Annotated in this window: 15 protein-coding genes and 1 pseudogene; 7 read left to right on the top strand and 9 right to left on the bottom strand. The window is 59.0% G+C overall.

The window, feature by feature from the left end; all coding sequences use genetic code 11:
- On the top strand, positions 1 to 276 hold a 276-nt coding region (locus NCT03_RS32700), incomplete at its 5' end, for an ATP-binding protein (protein WP_250495432.1).
- 1,699 nt (positions 277 to 1,975) lie between these two features.
- Here the strand turns inward: NCT03_RS32700 and NCT03_RS32705 are convergent.
- From NCT03_RS32705 to NCT03_RS32740, 8 genes are read right to left on the bottom strand one after another with little or no spacing between them, the layout of a single operon-like run.
- Complete coding sequence (locus tag NCT03_RS32705; RefSeq protein WP_350030061.1) at positions 1,976 to 2,395, bottom strand: 2-keto-4-pentenoate hydratase; 420 nt, start codon at positions 2,393 to 2,395, stop codon at positions 1,976 to 1,978.
- Between the two features lie 9 nt (positions 2,396 to 2,404).
- Entirely contained in the window at positions 2,405 to 2,773 is a 369-nt protein-coding gene (locus NCT03_RS32710) for a 2-keto-4-pentenoate hydratase (RefSeq protein WP_250470147.1), read from the bottom strand.
- Complete coding sequence (locus NCT03_RS32715) at positions 2,770 to 3,345, bottom strand: nuclear transport factor 2 family protein (protein WP_284503569.1); 576 nt, start codon at positions 3,343 to 3,345, stop codon at positions 2,770 to 2,772. Before NCT03_RS32715 ends, NCT03_RS32710 begins: the two co-directional genes overlap by 4 nt.
- 25 nt (positions 3,346 to 3,370) lie before the next feature.
- Positions 3,371 to 3,814 (bottom strand): DUF2000 domain-containing protein, encoded by a 444-nt coding sequence (locus NCT03_RS32720; protein WP_250470148.1) that lies wholly within the window; start codon positions 3,812 to 3,814, stop codon positions 3,371 to 3,373.
- 22 nt (positions 3,815 to 3,836) lie between these two features.
- A complete protein-coding gene (locus tag NCT03_RS32725; protein ID WP_250470149.1) occupies positions 3,837 to 5,195 on the bottom strand; it encodes a pyridoxal phosphate-dependent decarboxylase family protein in 1,359 nt (452 codons plus the stop codon).
- 60 nt (positions 5,196 to 5,255) lie between these two features.
- Entirely contained in the window at positions 5,256 to 6,440 is a 1,185-nt protein-coding gene (locus tag NCT03_RS32730; protein WP_250470160.1) for a thiolase family protein, read from the bottom strand.
- Between the two features lie 31 nt (positions 6,441 to 6,471).
- Positions 6,472 to 7,485: an aldo/keto reductase gene (locus NCT03_RS32735; protein WP_250470150.1), complete on the bottom strand. Its 1,014-nt coding sequence runs from the start codon at positions 7,483 to 7,485 to the stop codon at positions 6,472 to 6,474.
- A gap of 39 nt (positions 7,486 to 7,524) precedes the next feature.
- Entirely contained in the window at positions 7,525 to 7,923 is a 399-nt protein-coding gene (locus NCT03_RS32740; protein WP_250470151.1) for a MarR family winged helix-turn-helix transcriptional regulator, read from the bottom strand.
- 159 nt (positions 7,924 to 8,082) lie between these two features.
- Here NCT03_RS32740 and NCT03_RS32745 point away from each other — a divergent pair, with 159 nt between their 5' ends.
- The 6 genes from NCT03_RS32745 to NCT03_RS32775 all read left to right on the top strand — a co-directional run bounded on the left by NCT03_RS32745 (position 8,083) and on the right by NCT03_RS32775 (position 14,882).
- The gene (locus NCT03_RS32745) at positions 8,083 to 8,973 is read left to right on the top strand and encodes an NmrA family NAD(P)-binding protein (protein ID WP_250470152.1); all 891 of its coding nucleotides are present in this window, start codon (positions 8,083 to 8,085) and stop codon (positions 8,971 to 8,973) included.
- A gap of 57 nt (positions 8,974 to 9,030) precedes the next feature.
- Positions 9,031 to 10,134, top strand: a complete 1,104-nt coding sequence (locus tag NCT03_RS32750; protein WP_250470153.1) for an oxidoreductase — start codon at positions 9,031 to 9,033, stop codon at positions 10,132 to 10,134.
- A gap of 27 nt (positions 10,135 to 10,161) precedes the next feature.
- Positions 10,162 to 10,533 carry a hypothetical protein gene (locus tag NCT03_RS32755; protein ID WP_250470154.1) on the top strand — a complete coding sequence of 124 codons (372 nt, stop codon included), beginning with the start codon at positions 10,162 to 10,164 and terminating at the stop codon, positions 10,531 to 10,533.
- Positions 10,534 to 10,535: 2 nt separating this feature from the next.
- Entirely contained in the window at positions 10,536 to 11,504 is a 969-nt protein-coding gene (locus tag NCT03_RS32760; RefSeq protein WP_250470155.1) for a zinc-dependent alcohol dehydrogenase family protein, read from the top strand.
- 83 nt (positions 11,505 to 11,587) lie between these two features.
- Positions 11,588 to 12,010: a winged helix-turn-helix transcriptional regulator gene (locus NCT03_RS32765; protein ID WP_250470156.1), complete on the top strand. Its 423-nt coding sequence runs from the start codon at positions 11,588 to 11,590 to the stop codon at positions 12,008 to 12,010.
- A 955-nt stretch (positions 12,011 to 12,965) separates the two neighbouring features.
- Positions 12,966 to 14,882, top strand: a complete 1,917-nt coding sequence (locus NCT03_RS32775) for a PAS domain-containing hybrid sensor histidine kinase/response regulator (RefSeq protein ID WP_250470157.1) — start codon at positions 12,966 to 12,968, stop codon at positions 14,880 to 14,882.
- An 868-nt stretch (positions 14,883 to 15,750) separates the two neighbouring features.
- Here NCT03_RS32775 and NCT03_RS32780 read toward each other — a convergent pair.
- A pseudogene (locus tag NCT03_RS32780) lies at positions 15,751 to 16,119 on the bottom strand (DUF927 domain-containing protein); the annotation flags it as partial.

Consider the following 16,119-nt stretch of genomic DNA (forward strand, 5'->3'; position numbering starts at 1 on the left):
CTTCTGCTGGACGATTGGGGAATGGCTCCGCTCGACGCGATGGTCCGAAACGATTTGCTCGAGATGATTGATGACCGATCTGCCGGAAAAGCCACGATCGTCACCAGTCAGCTACCAATCGAACACTGGCATGGCTGGATAGGCGACGAGACGATCGCCGACGCAATGCTCGATCGCCTTATGCAGCGACATCACCGCATCAAACTGACGGGCGAATCTCTTAGAAAACCATCTCCGAAACCAAGCGTGCTCGAACCAGAACTCGACCAGAACTAGCAAGGAAATCTACAATCGACACCGCGCAACGCCCGACCTTGCCGAATCGGTCACGTTCCCGAAATCGGCGGTCACGTTCGCCGAAATACGCAGAATGCGGCTCTTGTCGAACAGGCGGCAGCTGCGGCACAGTCTCTTGATGATCAGGCGGCGCAGCTGCAACACGCGGTGTCAATCTTCGAGATTAGAGTCGTGGAGCCGTGTTCGCAGTGATTGTGATCGGCGGGATGCGGGCGCTGTTGTCGGGGGTCCGGAGCAATGCGGACACGCGATGGCGGGAAGCTTTGCTTTGCGGGCGATGGGTTGCGGCCGATTCCTGTCTGGCTCAGGAGGGCGGGAACAGTAGCTATCGGGAGCGTCGGATAGCAGTCCGGACGTCCCCGCTGGTTGGTGAGTCAAGCTCCCGACCTGAATCTGAGTTTCGTCGCAGGTCAGTAAAGGCGTGCGGCAAGTTCTCGGCCATTGCTGACGTTCGTTGACCGCGGGCGGGACGGCTGTTCCACTCTCGACACTTGCCGTTGGTACTATGGTCTTCTCGAACTTCGGTTCGCCTCCCGACCAACGGGCGAAATCGACCCGGAACAGCCACTTAAGCGAACGAAAAGTCATCGACCGGTTCGAATGGACTTCGGACAGTCCAAAGACGATATGGGAGGTTCGGATCGCGCGATCGCTGCACAAAAGGCACGGAGGTCATGGCGTGTGCCGATCGTTCCGCTGAGCAAACGTCATGTTCTCTCGTTATCGACGTCGCGGCGCGGTCGGCGATCCGAACGGTGCGGAGGTCGTTCTAGCGTTCAGGAGGCATGCATCCTTGGACCTCGAAACGCGTTGTGCGCCGTCCGGTATGCACAACGTCGCCGTGGCGAGATGCGGAGATACCGAACTTTCAATCTGGGTCTGTATCAACAGCATACGGGAAGGGATTTCGGCACGGCCATCGGCTCAAGCCAAAAGAACTTTGAGGCCTCTTCCTGCTTCGGGCTGGGACACGCGGACAATTCGATGCGAATTCATGGTTGCTCAATGGCAGCTCAGATTGCACCTCGGCGAGATCGTCCAGAAGTCGCTCGTACGGCCGATCCGACGGAAACTTCGGCAGACTGACACGCCCTACAAATTTCTCCAGCGTAGTCCAATCCAGTACGACACGGTAGGCGTAGCATTCCAGGCCGAAATCATGAACTGTGCGAACGAGGCGACGGCGCCCTTCTCCATGCCGCGGCTTTACTCGATGCGCGCACGGCTTCAAGCAAATAAACGGCAGAATGGTCGTGCACAAGTGATGCACCCAGTCCAGGCTGTACGCGGCGCACCAATGCACCAGAGGTCGTTCTAGCGCACGCCGTTCTCGACGTGAATGCCAACATTCTCGCATTCGCCTCCAACCCGCGTATGGATGGTCGCGTTGAACCCGTCAGCAAGGCGCACGCCATCGGCTCACCATATGCAAGCGGCCGCGAGATCCGAGCGGCGCTACCACTTAGGTGATCGTCGGCGAGGCCGAAAACGGATGGATCAGCCGCAATTCCCAAAAATGCGGATGAAGCACGGTGCCATAACGGCCGGCCACAAGGCGCATGATCAGCTGCTCCACGGGGACGAAAAAGGCGTCCGCGACTTCGCCACAAATCAGTACGCGGTCCCGAAGTTAGGAGATGAGCGATGAGGCGGTAATCGATCGCAGTCTGGAGGCTAGTCAAGACTCGACACAGTGTTTGGTGATTGCCGAAGAGGTGAAACTCACCTCACCCAGGCCGGTGACGCTAGCGCGCACGTGCGCGCCCGGAGGTAGCGAAACCATTGGACCAAGCGCGCCTGTAAGGATGACCTCGCCCGCCCGGAGGAACTCGCCGCGCGTGGCGAGCTCGCGTGCCAACCAGACGGCGGCATTTAAGGGATTTTCGAGGACCGCAGCGCCGGTTCCGGTCGATGCTGGCTCGCCGTTCAGCCTGAGGACCATCTCGCAACGTTGGAGGTCAGCATCGCTCAGCGACCGGGCTTCGCCCAACACGTAGAAGGCGGCGGAGCCGTTGTCGGCAACCGTATGGGCGAACCCTATTTTCCAGTCGGCAATGCGACTGTCGACGATTTCGATGGCCGCATGCGCGCTCCGGATCGCGGCCGCCTACTTGGCCGCGGTCTGATCTGCCGCCGTCAAATCGCGCTCAAGCACGAAGGCAATCTCGCCCTCTACCTTCGGTTGCAGCATCTTCGTAAGGTCCAGCGTACCGCCGGATGGGATCGCCATGTCGTCGAAGAGGACACCAAAATCCGGCTGATCGACCCCGAGTTGCTTTTGAACCGCTTGCGCCGTCAGTCCGATCTTGCGCCCCGTGATGCGCCGGCCTTGGTCTTGCCAAAAAGCGGTGTTAATGGAGTGGACGGCATACGCACCGTCGACATCATGCGGTTCGAGTCCGTCTCGAAGCGGCGACACCGGGCCGAACGTATAAGCCTGCCGCAGGCGGCGGGCGAGATTAGCATAGCTGGTCATTGCGGGCGTGCGCTCTTGGCGAGCGGCGCTCCCAACTTCGGCATGAAAGGCGTCAAGGCAGCAGGTTCGGTGTCGCCCGGCTCAAGCCGCCGGTTAGTCATGGAGCCGCCGACATAGCGCTCAAGGATCTTCCATTCACCCTCTACGCGTCTCAGACGATCAAGCATCGGCGAATAGATCCAGATACCCGGCAGGCCGGTCTCGCTGTGTAGCACCTTGCCGCTGCCAAGCTCGCGCGCGTCGTTAATCGTGGCATAGCGGACGAGAAGATTGTGATAACGGACCGCTACCCCGTCGCCGTCGCTGTCGACGATGTGGTTGGTCGCATGGCGGCTGACGCCCGGAATGAGATATGGATAGTCGTCGTCGAAGAAGCGGCGCATCGCCTCTCGGCCGCGGATCACACCGTGAAAGTGGAAAGCGACTCCGTCCGGCAAAAATGCATCGACCATGCCGTCCACGTCCCAAGTCTCGAACAGCCAGTTGACGCGATTGACGAAATCGATGGCGCTGGCCTGATCTGCTGGCGTGGCGTGGCTTCTGACTTCGACGCGAGGAAAAGCGTTCGTCAGGTTCTCCGAACAATTGAAGTTTGCGTCAGCGTAAGAGCTTTAGCCCTTTGAGGATCTTGTCAGCCGTTTTGCGCTCACAGCGGAACGCCATTCCCACGGTGGCGAGATCGGCCGTTTCTACGGCGGCGACGGCCGCGCGGTTGTCCGCGTCGTTGAAGGTATTAAACAACTGCTCGGTGAAGACCGAGAAAGAAACATCACGTGCTCGGGCTCGGTCGGCGGTCCTTTCCATCTCGCCCGCTGAAGCGCCGAAGATCAACACAGGTTCTTGGAACATCGGCAGATAGGCGAGACCGGACGCGTCGCGATAAGGCTGACCGACGACGCCCGGCGCAGCCGCCACACCGCTGGTTGTGAAGCACGCCACGTTAAGCCGCTTCCAAGGCTCGAGATCCTCGCGCAGCACCACCACGATCTTGAAGGACGCACTATCGGCGCTGTGGCTGGCCTCTTCTAGAACGTTGTCCATCGTGTCTCCTGTCGTTACAAGTTCATGTGCGCGTGGCACGCAACTTCGTGAGCTGAACGATCAGCCGGTCGATGTCAGCGTCCTCGGTTCGCCAGGACGACACACTAAGGCGGAAAGCCGGACGGCCGCCCCATACCGATGGTCCGAACCAAGCTTCCCCGGACCTCTCCACGGCAAGCCGGATCTCCGTGGTTTCCTCGTCATCGTGACCGCGCACGAGAACCTGATTGAGGATTACGCGGTTCAGGACCTCAAACTTTGCCGCGCGCAGTCCCTCCGCAAGTCTTGAGGCTTGGGCGCAATGCCGCTCAATCAACGCCGCGACGCCGCGACGCCCCAGCGTGCGCAGGGCTGCCCAGACCGGAATGCCCCGCGGGCGGCGTGAAAACTCAAGCGTGAGATTTTTCTGCGCTTTTTTCGACCCGGCGGCATACACGGCATCGCTGTTCATTGCTTCGGCGAGCGCGTCCGGGTCGCGGCAGATTGCCATGGCGCAGTCATAGGGCGTGTTCAACCACTTATGACCGTCGGTCGTCCAGCTGTCGGCATCCTCGATCCCAGTTGTCCAATGGCGCAGGAGCGTTGACGCCCGCGCCCAAAGCCCGAACGCGCCGTCGACATGTACCCAGGCCCCAGCTGCCTTGGCGAGTGGAATGAGATCGACGAAAGGATCAAACTCGCCCGTATTAACCTCTCCGGCCTGCAGGCAGAGGATGGTGCGGCCGTCGAGCAGGGGCAGACGGTCAGGATCAATACGCCCGTGGGCGTCGGTCGGCGCCTTCTCGATCTGCGCTGAGCCGAATCCCAGGATACGTAGTGCCTTGAGTACCACGATGTGGATCTTGTCCGACACCACGACCCGGATGTTCGGTGCACCGTTGAGTCCGTGCGTCTCAAGGTCCCATCCCGCGCGGCGCAGTAGCACTTGTCTCGCGGCCGCAAGACAGGTCAGGCCGCACGCCGTCGCTGAGGTGCCGAAACCGACGGCGCTTTCCCGTGGCAAATCGAGGATGTCGAGCAGCCATTGACCAGCAACCTCCTCGACCTTGGCGCTCACCGGAGATGTCATGGCGAGGGGCGCGCCCTGATCCCACGCCAGCATCAGCCGTTCCGCCGCCGCGGCACCCGGCAGGCAGGCACCGACGACAAAGCCGTAATAGCGAGGCCCGTTCGTTGTAACCGCCGCGGGCGAGCCGACCTCGTCGAGCAGCGATAAGGTCGCGCCTGCGTCGAGGCCGCTTTCCGGCAATGGCTCATCGAAGGCAGCAAGCGCCGCGAGCGCTTCCGGTGTAGGGAAGACGCGGCGCGTCTCGACCGAACTAAGATAGGCGGCCGCGCGCCGGTCGGCGTCGGCCAGAAGAGAGAGTTCCTGATCTTTCATTTAAATGCCTGTCTGCGGCGCGGACTGCCGGCGTTCGCGCAATGGGTTGGGGATGATGGGTCACAGGGCCTCCAACGCGAGGGCGATACCCTGACCGCCGCCGATGCAAAGTGTCACGACGCCCCGTGTGATTCCGTCCAGCCGCATGGCGTGGAGCAGTTTGGTGATGAGGATTGCGCCCGTGGCGCCGATGGGATGGCCGTGCGCGACCGCGCCGCCATCGACATTAACGAGATCAAGCGGCAGGGCAAGCTCTCGGGCGACGGCGATCGGGACAACTGCAAACGCCTCATTGATCTCGATGCGTTCGATGTCGGCCAGCGTCCCGCCTGCCCGCGACAGCGCCTTATGGACGGCCGGGACCGGCCCAAGCCCGAACAATCCGGGTTCGACAGCCGCGACGCCGTACCCAGCGAGCCGACCGAGTGGCTCAAGTCCGCGTGCATCGACAAAGGCCTGGTCGGCCACGATCATCGCGGCCGCACCACTATTAAGGCCGGGCGGGTTACCCGCTGTGATTGTGCCTTCAGGCCGGAAAGCGGACCTCAGACGCGCGAGGTTCTCTGCTGTGGTCTCAGGACGCGGCGCTTCGTCGGTCTTGAAATACTCAACGCCCTTGCGTCCATGAATATCCATAGGGACGATCTGGCCGGCAAAGCGGCCTTCTTTCTGGGCCGCGGCAAAGCGTTGCTGGGACCGGGCTGCGAAGTCATCCTGCTCGGCACGAGAGATACCGGCATGGGCGACCCGGTCCTCGGTGTGCCAGCCAGAATGCTCGCCTGAAAACGCGTCGTTGAGTCCGTCGGCCAGCATGCTGTCGAGAACCTGGCCGGGACCCATACGATAGCCCCAACGGCCGCCGTCGAGCAGGTACGGAGCCCTGTCCATGTTCTCCATGCCGCCAGCGACGGCCACGTCATAGTCCCCTGCCAGGATTTCGGCCGCCGCCGTTAGCACGGCCTGCGCGCCCGATCCGCAGACGCGGTTCACTGTCAGCGCCGGCACTGACACCGGCACGCCTGCGCCAATCGCAGCTTGGCGGCCCGGGTTCATACGGTTCCCTGCCTGGATCACATTTCCCATCACCACCGCGCCGAGAAGCCCGCCGTCGAGTGCGCCGCGACGCAGGGTTTCCCGAATGACATGGGCGCCGAGCTCGGTTGCTGGCACGCCCTTCAGTGCCCCGTTGAACGCGCCAATGGCCGTGCGCACGGGATGGGCGAGAGTAATCTCACGGCTCGTCATAGCAATCTTCGAAGACAAGAAACTTCCTGGGTCAGGCGACCGGGACCGCCGGGGGCACAAGCCCGGACAAGTCCAACGCTGCCGCAGACTCGCCCATCTCTTTTTTCGCTTCGCTTGCGCGGTCTAGACGGGCAAGATGCTCAGTCGACAATGCGAGAGTTGCAGCGCCGAGATTGCTGGTCAGTTGCGCCATCGTGCGTGGACCGATGATCGGCAGTGCGCCGCGATGCGCGGCCCAGGCAATCGCAACTTGTTCGGGTGTGACGTGAATGTCCTCGGCAACACCAAGAACAGCATCAAGCGTCGCCGTGCGCAGCGCCGACGTCTCGGCCTGAAACACCTTGCCGCCGAAAGCCTGAAGGCGCCCGGCTTCTCCCTTCCGATATTTGCCGGTTAGCATGCCGCCGCCAAGCGGCGACCATGTCACCGGCGCCAGCGCCAGCGCGTGGCAGGCCGGCAGGACATCGGTTTCCGGTTCGCGATGCACAAGGCTGTACTCGAACTGAGCGGCGGCAATCGGAACCGCGCGGGTCAGCTCTGCCATGGTCACAGCCCGGGCCAGCCGCCAAGCCGGAAAGTTTGACAAGCCCGCATACAGGACCTTGCCGGCGCGGGCGAGGTCATCGAGACCGCGGACGATCTCCTCAGTCGGTGTTAGCTCGTCTGGATTGTGAACCCAAAGGAGATCGATACGATCGGTCTTCAAGCGCTTGAGGCTGGCTTCGACCGAAGTGGCCATCGCACGGCGGTTGTTGCCGGTCACAAGACGGTTTGGCTCCGGCGTCGAACCATATGTGAATTTGGTAGCGAGCAGAAAGTCGTCGCGTCGACCGTCAAGTAGGGTTCCCAGAATCTCTTCGGACTGGCCGAACTGATAAACGTCGGCCGTATCAATAAAGTTGCCACCAGCTGCCGCATAGGCGTCGAGGATCGTGGCGCTCTCGGCTTCGTCGGCGCCATGGCCCCATCTTGTGCCAAAGTTTGCCGTCCCCAGTGCTATTTGCGAAACCCGGACGCCGGTCTGGCCGAGCAAGTTGAACCTCATGTCAACTCCCGTGCGGGTATATACCCGTTTTTCTTAAAATCAAATAGCCTCGAGCACCGCATTCAACGCATTAATGTTCTCTGCGCCCAGTCGGGCAGCAAAATCCTTTTGCGTTTCTTCCCAGATTGGCTGCGCGTCTGTCAGACGAGCGAGTCCCTCTGCAGTCAGCGCCACGAGTGCTTCTCGCTGGTCCGCCTCGCCCCGCCCGGTTGCCACCAAGCCCATGCGTTCCAGAACCCGCACGTTACGTCCAACTGTCGAACGTTCCAACTCCGTCACTTGGCCGAGTTCGGTAAGACTTATTTGCTGCCGCTCTGCAATCGACCGAAGCAGAAAATACTGTCCGATGTTGATGCCAAAAGGTTCCAGCGCCGCATCATAAGCAGCCGATAGGCGTCGCGTCGCCAAACGAAGATTGGTGCAGAAGCAAGGTGTCATAGGACGCGAGCATATACCCGCATATCGAATGTTGTCTACTGCAAAATGACCGCGGTGAAGGTGAAAAAAAGGTTACCAAGTCTTCAAAAACTGCCTCCTTCCGACTCGCTTGTTTAGGTCTCATACTAAGACTTAGTACTTAAAAGAGACCGTAAAGACATGGAAAAGCAAGCCATTCTTGTCACCGGCGCAAGCGGTGCGCTGGGACAAATTGTCTGTCATGACCTCCTTACGGCCAGGCAGACTCACCTCATTGCCGCTACCCGGACCCCTGGGAGATTAGCTTCGCTTGCTGAGTCGGGAGTCGAGGTCCGACGCGCCGATTTCGACGATCCGTCGACCTTGCAGACGGCCTTCGCTGGGGCCGACCGCGCCCTGATCATCTCGACGGACGAACTCATCACCCCCGGACAGCGTCAGCGCCAGCACGCCGCGGCGCTAGCAGCTGCTAAACGCTGTGGCGTACGGCACGTCGCCTATACCTCGATGCCCAACCCGATGACCAGCGCCGCGATCCCATTTGCTGCCGATCATGCTGCGATGGAGGCGGACCTGCGCACCAGCGGTCTCGAATATTCAAGCTTACGCATCAGTTGGTACCAGGAGAACCTGCTCGCCTATCTTCCCGCGATCGTTCTTGACGGCGTGTGGTGGACGGCCGCAGGGACAGGGCGTATCGCTTATGTCGCTCGGGCAGACGCGGCGGCCGTCGCCGCCCGGGTAGTCACCCAAGACCATGGGCTTGGGGAGCTCGATGTCGCTGGTCCGGAGGCTCTCACGATCGACGAGATAGCGGAGCTGGTCAGCGAAGCGACTGGTAGACCGCTGCGTGTCGAGCATGTTGGTCAGGAGCGGCTGAAAGCCGAGCTGGATCGCCAGGGCGTGCCCGCGGCGGTCATTTCCATGATTGTCGTCACTGAAGCGAATCAGGCGGCAGGGCAGTTCAGCGCCTCCACCCACGCCGTACACGCGCTCGTCGGTCAACAGCCCAAACGGCTTGCCGCGTTCTTTCGCGACCATGTCGGGCTGCTGCTCGGCAGCCCGAGCTGAGCGCTTCACCACCGCCTGGTTCGGCCGTTCTTTTCACTTTGACACAACTCAAAAGCCATGACTGACGTTCTGTTCTCCCCTTTCTCGATCAAAAGCCTTTCCTTAAAAAATCGCCTTGCCATGTCGGCGATGACGCGCGGGTTCAGCGCAGGTGGCATCCCTGGCGAGGATGTCGCCGCCTATTACCGGACGCGCGCCGAAGGCGGTGTCGGGATGATCATCACGGAAGCAGTCGCCGTCGATCGCAAAGCGGCAGCCGAAGTGCCAGGAATTCCGGTTTTCCATAACCGCGATGCCCAGGAGGCCTGGTCGGCCGTTGTGGCAGGCGTGCACGACGCCGGCGGAAAGATCGCCGCTCAGTTGCACCACGCCGGCGCCCTGCGAGACCCTGTGAAGATGGAAGCCCCTGACGTCGCTAACGACGAACCCAACACGATGTCGGAAAGCGACATCCTTGATACGATCAAAGCCTTCGCGGGCGCCGCGCGCAGCGCCAAGTCACTGGGGTTCGACGCCGTTGAAGTGCATGGCGCCAATGGCAACCTGATTGACCAGTTCCTTTGGGAAGGCCGCAACACCCGGAGCGACCGTTGGGGTGGCGATATCGTTGCCCGCACAACTTTCGCAGCCGAGATCCTGCGTGCTATTCGTTCTGAGGTTGGCGACGACTTTCCGATCCTGTTTCGCATATCACAATTCAAACAGGGGGCGTTCGACGCAAAAATCGCGAACACGCCCGAGGAGTTCGGCACTATCGTGTCGACACTTTCTCACGCGGGCGTCGATGCCTTTCACGCGTCGCAGCGCCGCTTCTGGGAGCCCGCCTTCGATGGCTCTGACCTTAACCTCGCCGGATGGGCCAAACGCCTCAGCGGCAAGCCTGCAATCACTGTTGGCTCTGTCGGCCTCAACGGCCCCGATATCACCGATCTGTTGACGGGCAAGGGTGCCAATGCGGGGCCTGCCGGGCTCGATCGGCTGCGTGAACGGATCGCGCAAGGCGACTTCGATCTTGTTGCCGTCGGTCGAGCGCTGTTGACTGATCCGTGTTGGGCGAACAAAGTGCGCGAAGGCCGTTTGCAGGATTTGCGAGGTTTCGACCTAGCCTCGCTCCATAAATTGGTTGTCGATGACCCGGCCTTTCCTTCCGTCCAAATCTAACTTCATTCGGCACAAAAGGAGCCTGTTATGGCAGAGCAAACGAAGCACCACCCTTTCATCGAAGATCTCGGCGATGGTGTCACCTTGGAGTCTTCCATCTTGCGTAAGACTATTCGAGGCAAGGAACTGGTACTCAAGGTGGTCAAGGCCGGCGCCACTCAGTACGCAACCCAGACACCGCGTTTTCTGGGATCGATGGGCGAGCGGTCTTTCTTCGAGTACGACGCCAACCTGGTTGACGGCCGCTCGGCTGTTGGCCTCGTCTCAATCCTGCGCAACCGGGCTGGCGAGGTGACTAACCTCAACATCACTTTCAGCCCGCTTGATGCCGTCCTGTCCATTGCAGCAGGAGTTCGAGACAAGCTCAGCCACGAGCTTGGCGCAGAGTTGTTCCTCTAACCATGAACACCGTCCAGCTAATCGCCTACGGTGATAAAAACATCGTCCTTCGGGACGTCGACGAGCCCTCGCAACCGGGCGCCGGCGAGGTTCTCGTGCAGGTCCGCTTCGCACCGATCAACTTTAACGATCTTATGGTCGCCTGGGGTGTCTACGATTGGAAACCGGATTTGCCGGAGGTCCTCGGTAACGAGGGCGCCGGCGTGGTTCTTGCGATTGGCGAAGGCGTAACAGACCTTCACCCCGGCACGCCGGTCGTATTACCATTCATGGCAAGGAGCTGGCGCGAGCGCATGGTCGTCAGCGCAAAGGAACTGATACCGCTGCCGCCAGATGCCGACCTGCAGCAGGCGGCCATGGCGACCATTAACGCGGTCACGGCGGCCCTTCTGCTTGACGTCTATGTCAACCTTCAGCCCGGCGACGCTGTAATTTACAACGCCGCTTCGTCAGGGCTCGGCCATTGGATCGCGGGCCTTGCTTCCCGGCGGGGCTTGCGCACAATCGGCCTTGTCCGGAAGCCGAAGGATGTGGCGCAGGTGCGCGCGAGTAGCGGTTGCGACATCGTCCTCGTCGACGAAGACGGGCTGTCGGCCGACGACCCACGTATTGTGGGGCTTAAGATCCGGCTGGCGCTCGACGGCGTCGGCGGCGCCTCCGCCGGACGGCTCGCCGCGCTTCTCAGCCTCGATGGCGTTCTCGTGGCCTATGGCGCTGCGAGCCACGAGCCTATGCACATCTCCGCCCAGCACCTGATCTTCAAACGGATATCCGTCTGCGGCTTCTTCGAGGGCCATCCCAAGCACCGGGCCAAAATCCCGGAGACCCTTACCGGGTTGGTTGATCTGCTCCGCCCCGGCGGTATTCAGCAGCCCGTCGCCGCTGTGTATCCGGTGACCGCCATCGAGACAGCCGTCGAGCATGCGGTCAAGGGAGGCAAGGTCCTGCTGGAGTTCGGGGCATTGGAATGACGGAAGCTGGCGAGCAAATATCCGTTGATCATGTCTTCAGGACGTGGTCTTCTTTGGATACCTTGTAACTATTCGAAGATGGCATGCTTGAGCGACCTGAAAACAGCGATACGTCGGAGCTTATCGAAAGCTTCAAACGTTGGGTAGCGATGCCCGTTATCGCCCCTCAATGCCCCGTCCGCGACGTGCTGGACCGTCTCGGCGAGAAATGGAGCACCCTCATCGTAATGGCTTTGGCCGAAAGGCCGCGGCGTTTCGCCGAATTCGCGAGACTCATCCCGGATATATCCAAAAGGTCGCTCACCCACTCGCTGCGCAATCTTGAAGAAGACGGGATCATCACGCGGCATGTATTTCCAACGAAACCGGTTTCCGTCGAATACCGTCTATCCGACCTTGGTCATTCCATGCTGGCCCCACTCGCGACCCTTGTTGCTTGGGCCGAGCAAAATCACCCGGTCATAAAAGCGGCGCGTCTGCGCTATCAGGAAAAGCAAACGCGCTAGCAGACTGTTTCCCAGCCACGCCTTTTTATCCGCCTGCTTGATCCAGTACTTGTGGCGGCGGGGGCCGAAACCGTGCAACGCCACGTGTGCGTCTGCCATGGAAACATTTAGACGCGATTCACAAAGCCGCTTATGAGAGATGCGAGCGGCATCTAAACGATCAGCAAGCTCTTCATCATTCGATTGATCGCCCCACAGCGCGCATTGCAACCTTTACCCCGCCAAGTCGTCAATCCTCACGTAACGAACGGAGGATGCGCAAGCACGCGGACCTGCTGCCGGAGCATTTGCGCAATCGTCCGGGTTCACTCAACCCGGCTCCTGCCGAACCTATTCGTCGGCGGCCTGGTCGTCACAAATGGAGTTTTGCCGATCGCCATCTCGGCTGATCACCGGTTACACAAGGTAGCGATTTCTATTTCGATACTTCTGGGGAAATTATGGGCGGCATTGCCAGCAATCTTGAATTGATTCGGCCGCGCCGGCTACCTACGCTGCGCCAACGAATATTGTGATCGCTGGACGTTCCGTAGCTGGGCATCGTGGTTGTGTGGTTCAATGACCGCTTTCGGTGTTATATCGACTCCCGAATGTCCAGATGCGTCATCAGGTGGATGTCGCTTACTGGCCGGTAGTGCTCGTTTGCACGAACACCACGACGTTGACAATGGAGACTTCCGGCATCGGCACGGCGGCACGCTGATTCAACTGATGCTATCGGCCAATTTCTGTCACTCACCGCAGTTGCGCTGTGGTCACCCGAAAAGCTGATTTGCTCCGAAACCCGCCAATGCGAAGCGGGCTTCCACCGGCAACTCCGGAAACTCCTGCCGCTTCTAAAGCGCATCGGCTTAGGTAGTCGCCGGCATCGTCGAGGAATTGTTTTTGCTTTAATTAGCGGGTCTTGCGCCCGTCAAAGTGACGGCCCGACAAACCTAAAGGGGCCGTTACGACAATGCTAGATCCGCACCTTTTTCAAATTGTGTTTAACAGTTTGCCGTCTGGAAATTACCTGCTATCGCCCACCCCCGAGGCGAAAATTCTCGCCGTTAATGACGCATTTCTCCAGGCGTCATCACGCACACGAGAGGAGTTGGTGGGAATGAGTTTGTTCGATGCTTTTCCAGGAGACCCCGACGATGGCGAGGATACCGGAGAGCTAGCACTCCGGCAGTCGCTCGCACGCGTGCTTGAGTCCGGAAAATCCGATCAGCTCCCAGCACAACGCTATCCTATACGTATCGAAGATTCGGGCGGACACGTGGCTTATGAAGAACGCTTCTGGGCCGCAACAAATACCCCGATATTCGACGGAACTGGCCGAATCGCTTGCGTTCTACATACGACAACCGATATCACAAAGCAGTACGTTTTTCAAAGTGCACAAATGGAGAGTGAGAAGCGTTTTCGCGCTCTCTCCAATGCAACAGAGGAGGTCATCTATCGCATCAACCCTGATTGGACGCAATTAAACCAGCTAGAAGGACGCGGTTTTCTGAAGGACGTCTTTGAAACCGACCCGAATTGGCTGGACAACTTCATTCCTCCAGACGACCAGGAAATGCTTCAGGCAGCGGTAAATGAAGCGATTCGGACTAGAACCGTGTATCACCTAGAACACCGCGTGAGGCGAGCAAGCGGAGGGGTTGGTTGGGTTATTTCACGAGCGGTCCCAATGCTGAACGAGGCGGGTGAGATCTATGAATGGATCGGGGCAGCTAGCGATATAACCGCACGCAAGGAGGCAGAGCATGCGCTTAAGGAAGCTGACCGACGCAAAGATGAGTTTCTTGCAATGCTGGCTCATGAGCTTCGCAATCCGTTAGCGCCGATCACAACCGCTATCACATTGATGGAGCGGGAAGACCATAAGTGTCAATTGGAACTTGTCGGCATGGTCCGTCGTCAAGTCGATCATCTGACCCGTTTAGTAGACGATTTATTGGACGTCTCGCGAATCACGCATGGCCGCATCAAACTTCGCTTGACGCCGCTTATTGTCGGGTCGGCTGTGTATGGAGCTGTGGAAACTGTAGCCTCGATGACGTCGGCACGAAAGCAAAACGTTACGGTACAACTACCGCCAGATCCCATCTGGATTTGTGTGGACGCCGCCAGGCTTTCTCAGATACTCGTCAATGTGCTTAACAACGCTTGCAAATACACGCAGGAGGGAGGGCGTGTTGAGATCGCGGTATCCAATTCAAGCGCTGTCGCTTTCATCAAGATCAGTGATAACGGGAGCGGAATATCTCCTGCACTACTTCCGTACATATTCGATCTTTTTTCTCAAGGCGAGCGGACTCTTGATCGGTCCGAGGGCGGCCTTGGTATCGGACTTTCGCTGGTCAAGCGCCTGGTGCATTTGCATAAGGGAGGCATTACCGTGGAAAGTCCTGGTCCTGGCCAAGGAACAACAGTCACGATCAGCTTTCCGCTTTTGCAACATACAGGTGCCGACATTACTCAGACTTCGACACATTCCGTTAAGTCTATAGTTCCTGCTCGCTCTGGACGGGTGCTTATTGTCGATGACAACCACGATGCGGCTGACTCGCTGGGCTTATTGTGCGAAGCAGAACAACACGATGTAACTGTAGTTTACGATTCGCACTCAGCAATTCAGGCGGCGGAGCTTCGCCAATTCGACGCGGCACTGCTTGATATTGGACTTCCGGACATGGACGGGTACCAATTAGCTGGGCAGATACGAAAGAAAGGAGAGGTAAAACCGGTACTGATTGCCGTTACTGGCTACGGCCAGGAGGAAGACCGGTTGCGAACCACGGCCGCAGGGTTTGACCATCACTTAGTGAAGCCGGTCGACATAGATCGGTTGTTAAAGCTCCTTGATGCCGCCCGTCTTAAGTAAGAAAGTGCTGAATGCCGTGCGGCGAAGAATAACCACGGTAACTTTCGCGAAGTACGATCCGTTTTCGCTCCGAAAACCGAGGCTCGCTGCGCCGTGTCGCGAACGCTAGCAACGCTGCTCAACTGCAGCCGTACGACGACAAAATTGGTAGCGTGGCTGAGGCCGACAACGCCTTGTCAAGTATCGTGAGCGACTGGCCGGTGCATTCCACGAAGAGACGCTCGATGTACGAGCAGGCGAGCGGCCGAAAGGGGTCGGCAAGACTCATTCGCAGTTCGCAGAAGCCGACATTCAAGGGCGCCGCATCGTCAATGACGGCAAGGCGACGTGGAGCGGCCGGTCGGCGGCTGAACGCTTAACGACCGCGAAGGCCGAAAATCGGACTTGCGGTGAACATTAAAACAGGGAAGGATGCAATTAAGCGTGGCAACAAGCAACACCTCTACCAAAGCTAGTTATCGTTAGGTTGCAGGCGGAGTTGATCGGCGACGCTTCAAGCGTGCAAATTCATTCAATGGACAGAGGTCCTTGCGCCTCCCGCTTTATGTTTAAGGCCTGCCCCGTGACGGGCTAAAGATCTATTCAGAATAAACCTGTGTACATGCTGCATTTTTAGGGTTACGCGGGTCACATGGGTTACGGGTTCGCAAACTATTGATTTCATTGATAAATTTGAGTTACCCATTTCGTAACCCGCCCAGATGCGTAACCCGTTTATGGGTTACAAGGGCTCCAGGTGTAACCCGTTTGAATTGCGATGGGTTACGCTTTTCTCAAAGCGGGTTACGCTGAAACCCTTATGCAGCAAGGCTCCACAACTGCGTAACCCGCGTAACCCATGTAACCCGTGCTTTTCAATGTGTGCCTGCTATTTCCACATTTCTGCAGTGAAGACGTAGACCTTCGTTGGGCCTTTTTCTGGAATTCGCTCGGCGCGGACTGAACGACCGTCAGCGGAAGGACGAATCCAACCTTCCGCAGCAAGTGCCTTTGCAACCGAACGAGCATCGTAACCGCTGCAAATTTCCCGCTTGAAGATCTCCGGAAATACTAGGTATTCGACAGATCCTTCGCTTTTGCGACGATAGCCCGCTCGATTAATCGTTGGCCTTTCCGACCCATCATTCAGATCGGTGAAACGCGACTCCTCATGAGCTTCAAAGAACGCTTTGACGTGGGAAAGGATTGCCGCGTGCTCGTGATTGCCTGCGCCGCCTCGGTTCTCTAGCCATGCTCG

Source organism: Caballeronia sp. GAWG1-1 (assembly GCF_023631465.1).
Classification (GTDB): Bacteria; Pseudomonadota; Gammaproteobacteria; order Burkholderiales; family Burkholderiaceae; genus Caballeronia.